At 54.3% G+C, this 13,702-nt stretch carries 28 protein-coding genes; all 28 read left to right on the forward strand.

Annotated elements, in window-relative coordinates; genetic code table 11:
- A partial coding sequence (locus ADIMK_RS21650; protein ID WP_497006505.1) for an EF-Tu C-terminal domain-related protein occupies positions 1-95 on the forward strand: 95 nt, incomplete at its 5' end.
- Between the two features lie 219 nt (positions 96-314).
- Complete coding sequence (gene rpsJ / locus ADIMK_RS04600; RefSeq protein WP_036184292.1) at positions 315-626, forward strand: 30S ribosomal protein S10; 312 nt, start codon at positions 315-317, stop codon at positions 624-626.
- 111 nt (positions 627-737) lie between these two features.
- The gene (rplC, locus tag ADIMK_RS04605; RefSeq protein WP_036184294.1) at positions 738-1,376 is read left to right on the forward strand and encodes a 50S ribosomal protein L3; all 639 of its coding nucleotides are present in this window, start codon (positions 738-740) and stop codon (positions 1,374-1,376) included.
- An 11-nt stretch (positions 1,377-1,387) separates the two neighbouring features.
- On the forward strand, positions 1,388-1,993 hold the full coding sequence (gene rplD, locus ADIMK_RS04610) for a 50S ribosomal protein L4 (RefSeq protein ID WP_036184299.1): 606 nt from the start codon (positions 1,388-1,390) through the stop codon (positions 1,991-1,993).
- Positions 1,990-2,286, forward strand: coding sequence for a 50S ribosomal protein L23 (rplW, locus tag ADIMK_RS04615; protein WP_036184301.1), 297 nt, complete (start codon positions 1,990-1,992; stop codon positions 2,284-2,286). Before rplD ends, rplW begins: the two co-directional genes overlap by 4 nt.
- 14 nt (positions 2,287-2,300) lie before the next feature.
- Positions 2,301-3,128, forward strand: coding sequence for a 50S ribosomal protein L2 (gene rplB / locus ADIMK_RS04620; protein ID WP_036184303.1), 828 nt, complete (start codon positions 2,301-2,303; stop codon positions 3,126-3,128).
- A gap of 12 nt (positions 3,129-3,140) precedes the next feature.
- Complete coding sequence (rpsS, locus tag ADIMK_RS04625) at positions 3,141-3,419, forward strand: 30S ribosomal protein S19 (RefSeq protein WP_036184305.1); 279 nt, start codon at positions 3,141-3,143, stop codon at positions 3,417-3,419.
- A 7-nt stretch (positions 3,420-3,426) separates the two neighbouring features.
- Entirely contained in the window at positions 3,427-3,759 is a 333-nt protein-coding gene (gene rplV / locus ADIMK_RS04630; RefSeq protein WP_425515648.1) for a 50S ribosomal protein L22, read from the forward strand.
- 25 nt (positions 3,760-3,784) lie between these two features.
- Entirely contained in the window at positions 3,785-4,465 is a 681-nt protein-coding gene (gene rpsC / locus ADIMK_RS04635; protein ID WP_036184316.1) for a 30S ribosomal protein S3, read from the forward strand.
- An 11-nt stretch (positions 4,466-4,476) separates the two neighbouring features.
- A complete protein-coding gene (gene rplP / locus ADIMK_RS04640) occupies positions 4,477-4,890 on the forward strand; it encodes a 50S ribosomal protein L16 (protein WP_036184318.1) in 414 nt (137 codons plus the stop codon).
- Entirely contained in the window at positions 4,890-5,084 is a 195-nt protein-coding gene (gene rpmC, locus ADIMK_RS04645) for a 50S ribosomal protein L29 (RefSeq protein ID WP_036184319.1), read from the forward strand. The genes rplP and rpmC overlap by 1 nt, the downstream gene beginning before the upstream one ends.
- Complete coding sequence (gene rpsQ / locus ADIMK_RS04650; protein WP_036184321.1) at positions 5,081-5,344, forward strand: 30S ribosomal protein S17; 264 nt, start codon at positions 5,081-5,083, stop codon at positions 5,342-5,344. The genes rpmC and rpsQ overlap by 4 nt, the downstream gene beginning before the upstream one ends.
- Before the next feature lie 82 nt (positions 5,345-5,426).
- Complete coding sequence (gene rplN / locus ADIMK_RS04655) at positions 5,427-5,795, forward strand: 50S ribosomal protein L14 (protein ID WP_036184326.1); 369 nt, start codon at positions 5,427-5,429, stop codon at positions 5,793-5,795.
- 102 nt (positions 5,796-5,897) lie between these two features.
- The gene (gene rplX / locus ADIMK_RS04660) at positions 5,898-6,221 is read left to right on the forward strand and encodes a 50S ribosomal protein L24 (protein ID WP_036184345.1); all 324 of its coding nucleotides are present in this window, start codon (positions 5,898-5,900) and stop codon (positions 6,219-6,221) included.
- A gap of 15 nt (positions 6,222-6,236) precedes the next feature.
- Positions 6,237-6,776, forward strand: a complete 540-nt coding sequence (gene rplE / locus ADIMK_RS04665; RefSeq protein WP_036184347.1) for a 50S ribosomal protein L5 — start codon at positions 6,237-6,239, stop codon at positions 6,774-6,776.
- Positions 6,777-6,791: 15 nt separating this feature from the next.
- Positions 6,792-7,097 (forward strand): 30S ribosomal protein S14, encoded by a 306-nt coding sequence (gene rpsN / locus ADIMK_RS04670; RefSeq protein WP_036184349.1) that lies wholly within the window; start codon positions 6,792-6,794, stop codon positions 7,095-7,097.
- A 90-nt stretch (positions 7,098-7,187) separates the two neighbouring features.
- Positions 7,188-7,580: a 30S ribosomal protein S8 gene (gene rpsH, locus ADIMK_RS04675; RefSeq protein ID WP_036184351.1), complete on the forward strand. Its 393-nt coding sequence runs from the start codon at positions 7,188-7,190 to the stop codon at positions 7,578-7,580.
- 11 nt (positions 7,581-7,591) lie between these two features.
- On the forward strand, positions 7,592-8,125 hold the full coding sequence (gene rplF, locus ADIMK_RS04680) for a 50S ribosomal protein L6 (protein WP_036184353.1): 534 nt from the start codon (positions 7,592-7,594) through the stop codon (positions 8,123-8,125).
- Positions 8,126-8,134: 9 nt separating this feature from the next.
- Entirely contained in the window at positions 8,135-8,485 is a 351-nt protein-coding gene (rplR, locus tag ADIMK_RS04685; protein WP_036184355.1) for a 50S ribosomal protein L18, read from the forward strand.
- An 11-nt stretch (positions 8,486-8,496) separates the two neighbouring features.
- The gene (rpsE, locus tag ADIMK_RS04690; RefSeq protein ID WP_036184357.1) at positions 8,497-9,000 is read left to right on the forward strand and encodes a 30S ribosomal protein S5; all 504 of its coding nucleotides are present in this window, start codon (positions 8,497-8,499) and stop codon (positions 8,998-9,000) included.
- A gap of 2 nt (positions 9,001-9,002) precedes the next feature.
- On the forward strand, positions 9,003-9,185 hold the full coding sequence (rpmD, locus tag ADIMK_RS04695) for a 50S ribosomal protein L30 (RefSeq protein ID WP_036184360.1): 183 nt from the start codon (positions 9,003-9,005) through the stop codon (positions 9,183-9,185).
- A gap of 13 nt (positions 9,186-9,198) precedes the next feature.
- On the forward strand, positions 9,199-9,633 hold the full coding sequence (gene rplO, locus ADIMK_RS04700) for a 50S ribosomal protein L15 (protein WP_036184363.1): 435 nt from the start codon (positions 9,199-9,201) through the stop codon (positions 9,631-9,633).
- Complete coding sequence (gene secY, locus ADIMK_RS04705) at positions 9,634-10,959, forward strand: preprotein translocase subunit SecY (protein WP_036184366.1); 1,326 nt, start codon at positions 9,634-9,636, stop codon at positions 10,957-10,959.
- Positions 10,960-10,976: 17 nt separating this feature from the next.
- The gene (gene rpmJ, locus ADIMK_RS04710) at positions 10,977-11,093 is read left to right on the forward strand and encodes a 50S ribosomal protein L36 (RefSeq protein WP_007021200.1); all 117 of its coding nucleotides are present in this window, start codon (positions 10,977-10,979) and stop codon (positions 11,091-11,093) included.
- A gap of 146 nt (positions 11,094-11,239) precedes the next feature.
- The gene (gene rpsM / locus ADIMK_RS04715; RefSeq protein ID WP_036184374.1) at positions 11,240-11,596 is read left to right on the forward strand and encodes a 30S ribosomal protein S13; all 357 of its coding nucleotides are present in this window, start codon (positions 11,240-11,242) and stop codon (positions 11,594-11,596) included.
- A 19-nt stretch (positions 11,597-11,615) separates the two neighbouring features.
- On the forward strand, positions 11,616-12,005 hold the full coding sequence (gene rpsK, locus ADIMK_RS04720; protein ID WP_036184377.1) for a 30S ribosomal protein S11: 390 nt from the start codon (positions 11,616-11,618) through the stop codon (positions 12,003-12,005).
- A gap of 15 nt (positions 12,006-12,020) precedes the next feature.
- Entirely contained in the window at positions 12,021-12,641 is a 621-nt protein-coding gene (gene rpsD, locus ADIMK_RS04725) for a 30S ribosomal protein S4 (protein WP_036184380.1), read from the forward strand.
- 26 nt (positions 12,642-12,667) lie between these two features.
- Complete coding sequence (locus ADIMK_RS04730) at positions 12,668-13,672, forward strand: DNA-directed RNA polymerase subunit alpha (protein WP_036184383.1); 1,005 nt, start codon at positions 12,668-12,670, stop codon at positions 13,670-13,672.
- Positions 13,673-13,702: the final 30 nt, after the last annotated feature.

The raw sequence follows: 13,702 nt of genomic DNA on the forward strand, positions 1-13,702 counted from the left end.
TCAACCCGATCGCGATGGAAGAAGGTCTGCGCTTCGCTATCCGTGAAGGTGGTCGTACCGTTGGTGCGGGCGTTGTTTCCAAAATCATCGCCTAATCACTGATCATATGATCTGAAAAGGCCCTCTTCGGAGGGCCTTTTTCGTGTCTGCGCGTAAATCTCTAATTAAGCTTCTGCTGTTAGGGCGTAATTGGTTAAAATTTGTACCTTTCTGGTTGACGCTATCCTGTCCGCTGAGTAAAATTTGCGTCCCCTTTTATCCAAGGGGAGGTCGGCTTTTGCCGTAATGCAACTTACAGGAAATGCGTGATCAGAATGCAGAACCAAAAAATCAGAATTCGTCTGAAGGCTTTTGATCATCGCCTGATCGACTCATCCGCTCAGGAAATCGTTGAGACTGCCAAGCGGACAGGTGCTCAGGTGTGTGGTCCGATCCCACTTCCTACCCGCAAAGAGCGTTACACCGTCCTGATCTCTCCGCACGTCAACAAAGACGCGCGTGATCAGTACGAAATTCGCACGCACAAGCGTGTCCTGGACATCGTTGAGCCGACTGAAAAAACAGTCGACGCACTGATGAAGCTGGATCTCGCTGCGGGTGTCGAAGTGCAGATCAGCCTCGGCTAATCAGCACCGCGCGAAATTATTAACTTAATGAAGCGCTATTTGTGGAATGCGCCTGAAAAGGGCAGCCATAGTGGGTGACAGCCCCGTACACAACTGGCAAGAGGTAACAAAATGTCTGTAGGACTTATCGGACGTAAAGCGGGTATGACTCGCATCTTCACAGATGAGGGCGTGTCCGTGCCAGTCACCGTCATCGAGGTGGAACCGAACCGTGTAACCAGCGTAAAGACCGTTGAAACTGACGGCTACGCTGCTGTGCAGGTGACTACCGGTGGGAAGAAGGCTAATCGCCTGTCCAAGCCGGAAGCTGGTCACTTTGCCAAGGCTGGTGTTGAAGCCGGTCGCGGTTTGTGGGAGTTCCGCGTGAATGGTGATGAGGGAATCAACGTCGGCGATGCGCTGACTGTTGAGCGCTTCGAAGCAGGTCAGAAGGTTGACGTAACAGGTCAGTCTAAAGGTAAGGGTTTCCAGGGTGGCGTTAAGCGCTGGAACTTCCGTACTCAGGATATGACTCACGGTAACTCGCTTTCTCACCGTGCTCCGGGTTCCATTGGTCAGTGCCAAACCCCGGGTCGTGTATTCAAAGGTAAAAAGATGGCCGGTCACATGGGTGCCGAGCGCTGCACAGTCCAGACTCTGGAAATCGTGCGCATCGACGCCGAGCGTAATCTGCTGATCGTCAAGGGTGCCGTTCCTGGCGCTATGGGCGGCGATGTCATCGTTAAACCTGCTGTTAAAGCACGCGCCTAAGGGAGGTCTCCATGAATCTGAATCTGACTGGAGCCAACGGTTCGGTTGAAGTATCCGAACTGGCTTTTGGTAAAGAGTTCAATGAGGCGCTGGTACACCAGGTTGTAACTGCTTATATGGCAGCCGGCCGTCAGGGTACCAAAGCGCAGAAAAGCCGCTCCGACGTTTCCGGTGGCGGTGCTAAACCCTTTCGTCAGAAGGGTACCGGTCGTGCTCGTCAGGGTACTACCCGTTCGCCGATCTGGCGCACCGGTGGTGTGACCTTCGCTGCACAGCCGCGTGACTATGCTCAGAAAGTGAACAAGAAGATGTACCGCGCTGCTATGCGCTGCATTCTGTCTGAGCTGGTACGTCAGGATCGTCTCGTAGTGGTTGAGCAGTTCGCCCTTGAGACCCCCAAGACCAAGCAGTTTGTTGCCAAGCTCAAAGAACTGAGCCTGGACAACGCGTTGCTGATTACCGAAGACGTAGAGCAGAACCTGTACCTGGCTGCGCGCAACGTTCCGCACATCGGTGTGCGTGATGCGGCAGGTATCGATCCGGTCTCCCTGATCGGTTACGAGAAGGTGCTGATTACTGTTCCTGCTCTGAAGAAGATCGAGGAGGTGTACGCATGAACCCGGAACGCATCTACAAAGTGCTGCTCGGGCCGCACATCTCCGAGAAGGCCACTATCGTTGCTGAAGGTACCCAGCAGGTAGTGTTCCGCGTAGCTTCAGACGCAACCAAGCCGGAAATCAAGAAGGCTGTCGAAGAGCTGTTCAACGTTAAAGTTGAAGGCGTTAACGTTCTGAACATCAAGGGCAAGACCAAGCGCACTGCACGTGGCTTGGGTAAGCGCAGTGATGTTCGCAAGGCGTATGTTCGACTGGCCGATGGTTCCGAGATCGATTTCCTGGCTGGCGAATAAGAGAGGTTTAAATAATGGCACTTGTTAAGACTAAGCCGACCTCTGCTGGACGTCGTCACCTCGTCAAGGTAGTCAACGCTGACCTGCACAAGGGTAAGCCTTTCGCTGCACTGGTCGAGAAGAAATCGAAGTCTGGTGGTCGCAACAACAACGGTCGTATCACGACTCGTCACATCGGTGGCGGTCACAAGCAGAATTACCGCGTAATCGATTTCCGTCGTAACAAAGACGGTATCAATGCGGTTGTTGAGCGCGTTGAATACGATCCTAATCGTTCTGCTCACATTGCACTGCTGAAGTACGCTGACGGCGAGCGTCGCTACATCATCGCTCCTAAAGGAGTGCTGGCTGGCGCATCTGTTCAGTCTGGTGAAGTGGTTGATATTAAGCCGGGCAACACTATGCCGCTGCGCAATATCCCGCTGGGTAGCAACATTCACTGCATCGAGCTGAAGCCGGGTAAAGGCGCTCAGCTGGCACGTTCTGCCGGCGCTTCTGCGCAGCTGGTAGCACGTGAAGGCGCGTACGCGACTCTGCGTCTGCGTTCGGGCGAGATGCGTAAAGTCCTGGCCGAGTGTCGTGCGACTCTGGGTGAAGTTAGCAACTCCGAGCACAGCCTGCGTCAGCTGGGTAAAGCTGGTGCTAAGCGCTGGCGTGGTGTTCGTCCGACCGTTCGTGGTGTGGTAATGAACCCGGTTGATCACCCGCACGGTGGTGGTGAAGGTCGTACCTCTGGTGGTCGTCACCCGGTTACTCCGTGGGGCATCCCGACCAAGGGTTACAAGACTCGCTCGAACAAGCGTACCGATAAACTGATCGTACGCCGTCGTCAGGCTAAATAAGAGGAATCAGCTGTGCCACGTTCACTGAAGAAAGGTCCATTTATTGACCTTCACCTGCTGAAAAAGGTAGAGGCTGCAATCGAAGCTAACGAACGTCGTCCGATCAAAACTTGGTCGCGTCGTTCTACTGTCTTCCCGAACTTTGTCGGGCTGACGATTGCAGTACATAACGGCCGTCAGCATGTCCCGGTGTTCATCACCGAAGACATGGTCGGTCACAAACTAGGTGAGTTCGCTGCAACACGTACATTCCGCGGTCATGCAGCCGACAAGAAGGCCAAGAAGAAGTAAGGGGTAGATGATGGAAGTTATCGCCAAGCATAAAGGCGCCCGCATCTCCGCTCAGAAGGCCCGTCTGGTCGCAGATCAGATCCGTGGTAAGTCTGTGGGCGAAGCTCTGAATATCCTGGCGTTCAGCAACAAGAAAGGTGCTGATCTCGTCAAGAAGGTGCTGGAGTCTGCTATTGCAAACGCAGAGCATAACGAAGGTGCTGATGTTGATGAGCTGCGTGTTTCTGCGGTGTTCGTCGATGAAGGTATGACTATGAAGCGTATCATGCCGCGTGCCAAAGGCCGCGCTGATCGCATCCTGAAGCGTACCTCACACATCACCGTCAAGGTCGCTGACTAAGAGCTGAGTGCTAGGAGAGTTTGATATGGGTCAGAAAGTAAACCCGACCGGCATCCGGCTTGGTGTTATCAAGGATCACACGTCTGTGTGGTACGCCGATAAAGCCGACTATGCCAACAAGCTGCTGAACGACCTCAAGGTACGTAGCTACCTGGAAGATCAGCTGAAGAATGCGTCTGTTAGCCGTATCGAGATCGAACGTCCGGCTCAGAACGCTAAGATCACCATCTATACTGCCCGTCCCGGTATCGTTATCGGTAAGAAGGGTGAGGATGTTGAAAAGCTGCGTGCTGCTGTTTCCGAGATGATGGGTGTGCCTGTTCACATCAACATCGAAGAAGTACGTAAGCCGGATCTGGATGCCAAGCTGGTCGCCCAGGGCGTAGCCAGTCAGCTCGAGCGCCGTGTGATGTTCCGTCGCGCCATGAAGCGTGCGGTACAGAACGCTATGCGTATCGGTGCCAAGGGTATCAAGATTCAGGTAAGTGGTCGTCTCGGCGGTGCCGAGATCGCGCGTACCGAATGGTACCGTGAAGGTCGCGTGCCGCTGCACACTCTGCGTGCCGACATCGACTACGCTACGCACGAAGCGCACACCACCTACGGTGTGATCGGCGTCAAAGTATGGATCTTCAAGGGCGAGATCCTCGGTGGCCTGGAACAGGTTCGTGCCGAGAAGAAAGCGCCCGCGAAGAAAGCTAAGTGAGGTAGACGTCAATGCTGCAACCGAAACGTCTTAAATTCCGCAAGGTCATGAAAGGTCGTAACCGCGGCCTGGCTCAGCGCGGCAGCAAGGTCAGCTTCGGCGAATTCGCACTGAAAGCGACCGAACGCGGTCGTATCACTGCGCGTCAGATCGAAGCGGCTCGTCGTACCATGACTCGTCATGTCAAGCGTGGTGGCAAGATCTGGATCCGTGTATTCCCGGACAAGCCTATCACTACCAAGCCGCTTGAAGTTCGTATGGGTAAAGGTAAGGGTAACGTTGAGTACTGGATCGCTCAGATCCAGCCGGGCAAGGTGCTGTTCGAAATGAGCGGTGTTCCGGAAGAGCTCGCGGCTGAAGCCTTTGCGCTGGCAGCGGCCAAGCTGCCGGTTCCTACCACTATTGTTAAGCGGACGGTGATGTGATGAAAGCACAAGAACTGCGTGGCAAGTCCGTAGAAGAGCTCCAGCAGTCGCTGCTGGGCCTTCTGAAGGATCAGTTCAACCTGCGTATGCAGAAGGCCACTGGCCAGCTGGCACAGACCCATCTGCTGGGTCAGGTTCGTCGCGACATTGCTCGCGTTAAGACAGTACTCAACGAAAAGCAGGTGACTAAATGAGCGCGGAAAAACGTACTCGTACTGTGACCGGCAAGGTCGTCAGTGACAAGATGGATAAAACCATCACAGTTCTGGTTGAGCGTAAAGAGAAGCATCCGATCTACGGTAAGTACATCAAGCGCTCTACCAAACTGCACGCTCACGATGAGAAAAATGAGTGTCAGATGGGTGATCTGGTGACCATCGCCGAGACCCGCCCTCTGTCCAAGACCAAAACTTGGTCTCTGATTCGCATTGAAGAGCGCGCAGCTAAGGTGTAATATAATGCGCCTTTGCTGCTCCAGTTGCCGGTTCGCCTGCTAGAGAGGCAGGCGAGAAGGATTTAAAGTTTTGGAGTAGACCATGATTCAGACTGAAACGATGCTTGATGTGGCTGATAACAGCGGCGCCAAGCGCGTGATGTGTATTAAGGTCCTGGGTGGTTCTCACCGCCGCTATGCTTCTGTTGGTGACGTAATCAAAGTCACCGTAAAAGAAGCGATTCCGCGCGGTAAGGTGAAAAAAGGTCAGGTTCTTAAGGCTGTCGTAGTGCGTACCCGTAAAGGTGTTCGTCGTCCTGATGGTTCGCTGATCCGCTTTGATACAAACTCTGCGGTTCTGCTGAACAACAACGACGCGCCGATCGGTACTCGTATTTTCGGGCCAGTGACGCGTGAACTTCGCTCTGAGAAGTTCATGAAAATCATTTCCCTGGCGCCTGAAGTGCTATAAGACCCCTGCTTTTTGAGAGGGTTCTTGCGAAAACGCCAATCCCGCGAGGGCTTGGCGTTTTTGAGCATGAGGAAGGTAGCAGGAAAAGATAAGGTAATTTAAATGCGTAAGATTCGTCGCGACGATGAAGTCATCGTGATCGCAGGAAAAGACAAGGGTAAGCGCGGCAAGGTTATGCGCGTGCTCGAAAACGATCGTCTGATCGTGTCTGGCATCAACATGATCAAGAAGCACCAGAAGCCGAACCCGATGCTGCAGCAGCAGGGTGGTATCGTTGAGAAGGAAGCAGCGATTGCGACCTCCAACGTTGCTATCTTCAACGCTCAGACCGGCAAGGGCGATCGTGTTGGCTTCAAGCTGCTTGAAGACGGCACCAAAGTACGTTTCTTCAAGTCCACCGGCGAGCTCATCGCCGGAGATAAGTAAGAGGGGTTGGTGCACATGTCCAGATTGAAAGCGCTTTACGAAAACGAAGTTAAGCAGCAGCTGAAAGAGGAGCTTCAGTCTCCTAACGTTATGGCGGTTCCCCGCATCACCAAGATCACCCTGAATATGGGTGTTGGTGAAGCACTGGGTGACAAGAAGCAGCTTGAAAATGCGATGGCTGACATGACTGCAATCGCAGGTCAGAAGCCGATCGTGACCAAGGCGCGCAAGTCAATTGCGGGCTTCAAGGTGCGTGAAGGTTGGCCGATCGGCTGCAAAGTAACGCTGCGTGGCGAGCGTATGTGGGAATTCCTCGACCGTCTGGTCGATATTTCCATTCCGCGTATCCGCGACTTCCGTGGTCTCAATGCCAAGTCTTTCGACGGCCGCGGTAACTACAGCATGGGTGTGAAAGAGCAGATCATCTTCCCGGAAATCGACTACGACAAAGTCGATAAATTGCGTGGTCTCGACATCACTATTACCACTACGGCGAAGACCAACGACGAAGGTCGTGCTCTTCTGGCTGCGCTGCAGTTCCCGTTCAAGAAATAAGACAGGGATTGAACCATGGCTAAAGTTTCTATGATCAATCGTGAGCTCAAGCGTGAGAAGCTGGCGGACAAATACGCTGCTAAACGCGCTGCGCTCAAAGCAATTGTTGTAAGCCCGAACAGCTCTGAAGATGAAGTTTGGGATGCACAGATCGCGCTGCAGAAATTGCCGCGTGACGCCAGCCCGGTACGCAAGCAGCGTCGCTGTCAGGTTACCGGCCGTCCGCACGGTGTATACCGTAAGTTTGGACTGTGCCGTAACAAACTGCGCGAAGCTGCAATGCGTGGCGATGTCCCGGGCCTGAAGAAGGCGAGCTGGTAACAGCACGCCAAACGGTAAGCACGGCGGTCAGGGCGAAGCCTGAGAAGGCTTCGCTACCGCGTCGCGCTGCACTAAGAGGATGTTAAAAGCATGAGTATGCAAGACACGCTCGCGGATATGTTTACCCGTATCCGTAACGGGCACATGGCTGAAAAACAGGCTGTGTCCCTGCCGTCCTCCAAGCAGAAGCTGGCAGTTGCCAAGGTTCTGAAAGAGGAAGGTTACATTGCCGACTACAGCGTAGAGGGTGATGTTAAGCCGGTACTGACCATCGAACTGAAGTATTTCGAAGGTAAGCCGGTTATTGAAGAGATTAAGCGCGTAAGTCGCCCCAGTCTGCGTATCTACAAGAACGCTGGCGAGCTGCCGAAGGTTGCTGATGGCCTGGGTATCGCGATCATCTCTACCAGTAAAGGTGTCATGACTGACCGCGCCGCTCGCCAAGCGGGTGTCGGTGGTGAAGTAGTCTGCACGGTATTCTAAGAGGATTTCTCATGTCACGAGTTGCTAAGAAACCCGTAGTAGTACCGTCAGGTGTTGAAGTCAAGCTTGATGGCCAGGGTCTCGCTGTTAAAGGCAAGAACGGTCAGCTGAGCCTGGATGTTCACCCGTCTGTTGCTGTAGAGCAGGCTGACGGTCAGTTGAAATTTGCACCGCGCGACGGTTCCAAGCAGGCAAATGCCCTGGCTGGTACTACCCGTGCGCTGGTCGGCAATATGGTGGTCGGTGTAAGCGAAGGCTTCAGCAAGACCCTGAATCTTCAGGGTGTTGGTTACCGCGCAGCAGCCAAGGGTAAGGTTCTGAACCTGACGCTGGGCTTCTCTCATCCGATCGATTACGAACTGCCTGAAGGTGTTTCTGCTGAAACGCCGAACCCGACAACTATCGTGCTCAGCGGTGCTGACAAGCAGGTAGTAGGTCAGGTGGCTGCAGAAGTTCGTGCGTTCCGTCCGCCAGAGCCTTACAAGGGCAAGGGTGTTCGTTACGCCGACGAGTATGTACGCCGCAAAGAGGCTAAGAAGAAGTAAGGCAGGGTCATGAACGTTAAGAAAGAAGCTCGTATCCGTCGTGCGCGCCGCTCTCGCGCGAAAATGCGCGAACTGGGTAGCGTACGTCTCTGCGTTAACCGCACCCCGCGCCATATCTACGCTCAGGTCATTTCTGCCGATGGCAGCACCGTACTGGCTAGCGCCTCTACTGTGGAAAAGGATCTGCGTGAAGGCGCAACCGGTAACGTTGAAGCGGCCAAGAAGGTCGGTTCTCTGATCGCAGCGCGTGCTAAAGAAGCAGGCGTTACAGAAGTCGCATTTGACCGTTCCGGTTTCAAATACCACGGTCGCGTAGCGGCTCTCGCTGATGCTGCTCGCGAAGGCGGCCTGGAATTCTAAAGGTTTCGAATATGGCAAATCACGAACAGAAAGACGGTGAACTGCAAGAGAAGCTGGTTCAGGTAAACCGCGTCGCCAAAGTGGTTAAAGGTGGTCGTATCTTCGGCTTTACCGCGCTGACAGTTGTCGGTGACGGTAACGGTCGTGTCGGTTTCGGACGTGGCAAGGCGCGTGAAGTGCCGGTCGCTATCCAGAAAGCGATGGAGCAGGCCCGCCGCAACATGGTGAACGTACACCTGAACGGCCACACTCTGCAGTACCCGGTCAAGGCAAACCACGGCTCTGCCAAGGTTTACATGCAGCCGGCTTCCGAAGGTACCGGTGTTATCGCCGGTGGTGCTATGCGTGCCGTTCTCGAACTGGCAGGTGTTCACAACGTACTGGCCAAGTGCTATGGCTCAACCAACCCGGTTAACGTCGTTCGCGCGACTGTTAAAGGTCTGGCTTCCATGCATGCACCGGAAGACATTGCTGCCAAGCGCGGCAAGTCTGTAGACGAGATCCTGGGGAGCTAACAATGGCTGACAAGATCAAGGTAACTCTGGTTCGCAGCCCGATCGGCAAACTGCCGAAGCACAAAGAGTGCGTCAAAGGTCTGGGCCTGCGCCGTATCGGTCACGTCGTTGAAGTGGAAGACACTCCAGCGGTTCGTGGCATGATCAACAAGGTCTACTACATGGTTAAGGTAGTAGGCGAGTAAGAGGAGTGACCCAATGCGTTTGAATTCTCTGCGCCCGGGCGCCGGCTCTAAACAGGCACCGAAGCGTGTCGGTCGTGGTATCGGCTCCGGTCTGGGTAAAACTTGTGGCCGTGGTCACAAGGGTTTGAAATCCCGCTCTGGCGGTAGTGTAAACCCGGGTTTTGAAGGCGGTCAGATGCCGATTCAGCGTCGTCTGCCGAAATTTGGCTTCAACTCCCGTAAAGCGCGTTACGTTGCTGAGATCCGTCTGAGCGAGCTGGTTGCAGCTGGCGTCGACGTGGTCGATCTGGATGCGCTGAAACAGGCAGATATCATCAAGCAGGAGATCAAGTCTGCTCGCGTGATTCTGTCTGGCGAGATCAACAAGGCAGTCACCGTTAAAGGTCTTAAAGTGACCAAGGGTGCTCAGGCTGCGATCGAAGCTGCTGGCGGTAAAGTCGAGGCGTAAATGGCTAAGAAAGGACAAATACCAGCGGGTATGCAGAGTGGCTTGGGCGAGCTTTGGTCTCGCCTGCGCTTCGTGCTGATCGCGGTCATCGTTTACCGTATCGGGGCTCATATCCCGGTTCCCGGTATCAACCCCGACCGTCTCGCTGCGCTGTTTGATCAGAATCAGGGCACAATCCTGAGCCTGTTCAACATGTTCTCGGGTGGTGCGTTGGAACGCATGTCGATTCTGGCGCTGGGTATCATGCCGTACATCTCTGCATCGATTATCATGCAGTTGATGACGATTGTGAGTCCGACTCTCGAGCAGTTGAAAAAAGAGGGTGAGGCGGGGCGCCGCAAGATCAACCAATATACCCGTTACGGGACGGTGGTTCTGGCTACTGTTCAGTCATTTGGTATGGCGGTTGGTCTGGCTAACCAGGGTGTCGCGTTCGTCGCCGATATCAGCTTTTACTTTGTCGCTGTAGTAACCCTCGTTTCAGGTGCAGTCTTCCTGATGTGGCTGGGCGAACAGGTGACCGAGAAGGGTATTGGTAACGGTATCTCGATTCTGATCTTCGCAGGTATTGTGGCCGGTCTGCCCAGTGCAATCGGCCAGTCCTTTGAAGCTGCGCGTCAGGGTGACTTGAACATCCTCGCGTTGCTGGCTATCGCCGTGATGGCGGTGGCAACTGTTGGCTTTGTCGTGTTTATGGAACGTGGTCAGCGCCGCATTACCATCAACTACGCAAAGCGTCAGCAGGGCCGCCGCGTTTACGCTGCCCAGTCCAGCCACCTGCCGCTGAAAGTGAACATGGCCGGCGTTATCCCGCCGATCTTCGCTTCCAGCATTCTGCTGTTCCCGGCATCTGTCGGTCAGTGGTTCGGTCAGGGTGAAGGTATGGGCTGGCTGCAGGATGTGGCTCTGGCTCTTGGGCCGGGACAGCCGCTGTACATTCTGCTGTTTGCTATTGCGATCGTGTTCTTCTGCTACTTCTATACCGCGATTGTCTTCAATCCGCGTGATGTCGCAGACAACCTGAAAAAATCGGGTGCCTTTATCCCGGGGATCCGTCCTGGTGAACAGTCCGCTCGCTATATCGATACTGTGCTAAGCCGCCTGACTCTGTTCGGCGCGCTCTATATCACAGCCGTATCGCTGATGCCGCAGTTCCTTGTCGTCGCGTGGAACGTACCCTTCTATTTCGGAGGTACGTCACTGTTGATCGTCGTGGTGGTGGTAATGGACTTTATGGCTCAGGTGCAGTCGCATCTGATGTCTCATCAGTACGAGTCGCTGATGAAGAAATCGAATCTTAAGGGCGGCGCGGGTCTCCTGCGCTAAGCCTAATGAGGTGGATCATGAAAGTACGCGCATCTGTTAAAAAGATTTGCCGCAACTGCAAGATCGTACGTCGCAACGGTTCCGTGCGCGTGATCTGCAAAGTGGAACCCCGGCACAAGCAGCGCCAGGGCTAATCCACAAAGGCTGGTTGTTGGGAGGTCAGCGCTGCTTGCCTTGATTTAATTTTGATCAAGGTGTAGTATTGCGCGCCTTCCACGAACTATTTGATTAAACGGTTCCCGTATCAGTCATTCGGGAACAGAAATATGGAGTACATTGAATGGCCCGTATAGCTGGCGTCAATATTCCTGACAATAAGCATGCGGTAATTTCTCTGACTTACATTTACGGTATTGGCCGCACGACTGCTCAGCAGATCTGCGCAGCCACCGGCATCGAGCCGAGCACCAAAGTTGGTGATCTGTCTGAAGAGCAGCTCGATAATGTTCGTGGTGAAATTGCCAAGTTGACTGTTGAAGGCGACCTGCGTCGTGAAGTCAACATGAACATTAAGCGTCTTATGGACTTGGGTTGCTTCCGTGGCCTGCGTCATCGTCGCAACCTGCCGGTTCGCGGTCAGCGCAGCAAGACCAATGCTCGCACCCGCAAGGGCCCGCGCAAGCCGATCCGTAAGTAAGCGATAGGAATTTCCGAATATGGCAAAGCCAGGTAATCGCACACGTAAAAAGGTTAAAAAGCAGGTAGCGGATGGCCTCGCGCACATCCACGCCTCTTTTAACAACACCATTATCACCATCACCGATCGCCAGGGTAACGCACTGTCTTGGGCTACCTCCGGTGGTTCAGGTTTCCGTGGTTCTCGTAAGAGCACTCCGTTCGCTGCGCAGGTTGCTGCAGAGCGCGCCGGTAATGCTGCTCTGGAGTACGGACTGAAAAACCTGGACGTGTTTGTGAAGGGCCCGGGACCGGGTCGTGAATCTGCAGTTCGCGCGCTGAATGCGTGTGGCTACAAGATCACAAACATCACGGACGTAACCCCGATTCCGCACAACGGCTGTCGTCCGCCGAAGAAGCGTCGCGTTTAATCTGGAGACGGTAATATGGCTCGTTATCTTGGACCTAAGTGCAAGCTGTCCCGTCGCGAAGGCACCGATCTCTTCCTGAAGAGCGGTGTGCGCGCACTCGACAGCAAGTGCAAAGCTGAAACAGTACCGGGTGTACACGGTGCCCGTCGCGGACGTCTGTCCGACTACGGTCTTCAGCTGCGTGAAAAACAGAAAGTACGTCGTACCTACGGTGTTCTGGAACGCCAGTTCCGTAGCTACTACAAAGAAGCGGCTCGTCAGAAGGGTGCTACAGGTGAAGTCCTGCTGCAGCTTCTCGAAAGCCGTCTGGACAACGTCGTTTACCGCATGGGTTACGGTTCTACCCGCGCGGAAGCTCGTCAGATCGTCTCTCACCGTCAGATCACCGTTAACGGTCAGTCTGTGAATGTACCCTCTTACCAGGTGCAGGAAGGTGATGTGGTCGCTGTACGTGAAAAAGCCAAGAACCAGCTGCGTATCAAACACGCTCTGGAACTTGCTGCACAGCGTGCACCGGTCGAGTGGATCGAGGTAGATGCTGCCAAGATGGAAGGTGTTTTCAAAGCACGTCCGGAACGTAGCGATCTGTCTGCCGATATCAACGAGCACCTGATCGTTGAGCTCTACTCGAAGTAATTCTTGAACTCTTGACTGGTGGAACTATGCAGCGTTCAGTAAACGAGTTTCTTAGCCCACGTCATATTGACGTACAGGAGATCAGCAAGACACGCGCCAAGGTTACTCTTGAGCCCCTGGAGCGTGGATTCGGTCATACCCTGGGCAACGCGCTGCGCCGTATTCTGCTCTCTTCCATGCCTGGCTGCGCCATCACGGAAGTAGAGATCGATGGTGTGCTGCACGAATACAGCAGCATCGAAGGGGTACAGGAGGATGTCATTGAGATCCTGCTGAACCTCAAGGGTGTTGCTATCGCGCTGCACACTTCCGATGAAGCGGTGCTGACGCTTAGCAAGTCTGAGCCCGGTCCTGTTACAGCTGGTGATATCCAACTGAATCAGGATGTTGAAATTGCCAATCCCGATCACGTGATTGCGCATCTCAACAGTGGCGCAAACCTGAATATGCACCTGACGGTTACGCGCGGTCGCGGCTATGTGCCTGCAGATGCCCGTATCAGCGAGGATGATGAAACTCGTGCTATTGGCCGTCTGCAGCTGGATGCCAGCTACAGCCCGGTATTGCGTGTCTCCTACGCTGTAGAGAGTGCACGTGTCGAGCAGCGTACCGACCTGGATAAACTCGTTATCGATATCGAGTCCAACGGTACTATCGACCCGGAAGAGTGCATCCGTCGCGCGGCAACTATCCTGCAGCAACAGCTTGCAGTGTTCGTTGACCTCGAAGACGCCAGTGAACAGACTCGGTCGGAGCCGGCAGAGCCGGAGATCGATCCGGTCCTGCTGCGTCCGGTCGATGATCTTGAGCTGACTGTACGTTCCGCTAACTGTCTGAAAGCAGAGCAGATCTACTACATCGGTGATCTGATCCAGCGCACTGAAGTAGAACTGCTGAAGACTCCTAACCTGGGTAAGAAGTCGCTGACTGAGATCAAGGACGTGCTGGCGTCCAAAGGTCTGTCGCTCGGCATGCGTCTTGAGAACTGGCCCCCGGCTAGCCTCAAGGGCGACGACAAGGCCGCGTCCTAAGTCTCGGCTTCTATCCCTGAGTTGTTAAGG

Origin of the sequence: Marinobacterium lacunae (assembly GCF_000705555.1) — a bacterium.
GTDB lineage: Bacteria > Pseudomonadota > Gammaproteobacteria > Pseudomonadales > Balneatricaceae > Marinobacterium_D > Marinobacterium_D lacunae.

Coding starts and splice junctions, on each gene's coding strand:
- rpsJ (WP_036184292.1), top strand. CDS start 315: ATGCAGAACCAAAAAATCAGAATTCGTCTGAAGGCTTTTGATCATCGC.
- rplC (WP_036184294.1), top strand. CDS start 738: ATGTCTGTAGGACTTATCGGACGTAAAGCGGGTATGACTCGCATCTTC.
- rplD (WP_036184299.1), top strand. CDS start 1,388: ATGAATCTGAATCTGACTGGAGCCAACGGTTCGGTTGAAGTATCCGAA.
- rplW (WP_036184301.1), top strand. CDS start 1,990: ATGAACCCGGAACGCATCTACAAAGTGCTGCTCGGGCCGCACATCTCC.
- rplB (WP_036184303.1), top strand. CDS start 2,301: ATGGCACTTGTTAAGACTAAGCCGACCTCTGCTGGACGTCGTCACCTC.
- rplV (WP_425515648.1), top strand. CDS start 3,427: ATGATGGAAGTTATCGCCAAGCATAAAGGCGCCCGCATCTCCGCTCAG.
- rpsC (WP_036184316.1), top strand. CDS start 3,785: ATGGGTCAGAAAGTAAACCCGACCGGCATCCGGCTTGGTGTTATCAAG.
- rplP (WP_036184318.1), top strand. CDS start 4,477: ATGCTGCAACCGAAACGTCTTAAATTCCGCAAGGTCATGAAAGGTCGT.
- rpmC (WP_036184319.1), top strand. CDS start 4,890: ATGAAAGCACAAGAACTGCGTGGCAAGTCCGTAGAAGAGCTCCAGCAG.
- rpsQ (WP_036184321.1), top strand. CDS start 5,081: ATGAGCGCGGAAAAACGTACTCGTACTGTGACCGGCAAGGTCGTCAGT.
- rplN (WP_036184326.1), top strand. CDS start 5,427: ATGATTCAGACTGAAACGATGCTTGATGTGGCTGATAACAGCGGCGCC.
- rplX (WP_036184345.1), top strand. CDS start 5,898: ATGCGTAAGATTCGTCGCGACGATGAAGTCATCGTGATCGCAGGAAAA.
- rplE (WP_036184347.1), top strand. CDS start 6,237: ATGTCCAGATTGAAAGCGCTTTACGAAAACGAAGTTAAGCAGCAGCTG.
- rpsN (WP_036184349.1), top strand. CDS start 6,792: ATGGCTAAAGTTTCTATGATCAATCGTGAGCTCAAGCGTGAGAAGCTG.
- rpsH (WP_036184351.1), top strand. CDS start 7,188: ATGAGTATGCAAGACACGCTCGCGGATATGTTTACCCGTATCCGTAAC.
- rplF (WP_036184353.1), top strand. CDS start 7,592: ATGTCACGAGTTGCTAAGAAACCCGTAGTAGTACCGTCAGGTGTTGAA.
- rplR (WP_036184355.1), top strand. CDS start 8,135: ATGAACGTTAAGAAAGAAGCTCGTATCCGTCGTGCGCGCCGCTCTCGC.
- rpsE (WP_036184357.1), top strand. CDS start 8,497: ATGGCAAATCACGAACAGAAAGACGGTGAACTGCAAGAGAAGCTGGTT.
- rpmD (WP_036184360.1), top strand. CDS start 9,003: ATGGCTGACAAGATCAAGGTAACTCTGGTTCGCAGCCCGATCGGCAAA.
- rplO (WP_036184363.1), top strand. CDS start 9,199: ATGCGTTTGAATTCTCTGCGCCCGGGCGCCGGCTCTAAACAGGCACCG.
- secY (WP_036184366.1), top strand. CDS start 9,634: ATGGCTAAGAAAGGACAAATACCAGCGGGTATGCAGAGTGGCTTGGGC.
- rpmJ (WP_007021200.1), top strand. CDS start 10,977: ATGAAAGTACGCGCATCTGTTAAAAAGATTTGCCGCAACTGCAAGATC.
- rpsM (WP_036184374.1), top strand. CDS start 11,240: ATGGCCCGTATAGCTGGCGTCAATATTCCTGACAATAAGCATGCGGTA.
- rpsK (WP_036184377.1), top strand. CDS start 11,616: ATGGCAAAGCCAGGTAATCGCACACGTAAAAAGGTTAAAAAGCAGGTA.
- rpsD (WP_036184380.1), top strand. CDS start 12,021: ATGGCTCGTTATCTTGGACCTAAGTGCAAGCTGTCCCGTCGCGAAGGC.
- ADIMK_RS04730 (WP_036184383.1), top strand. CDS start 12,668: ATGCAGCGTTCAGTAAACGAGTTTCTTAGCCCACGTCATATTGACGTA.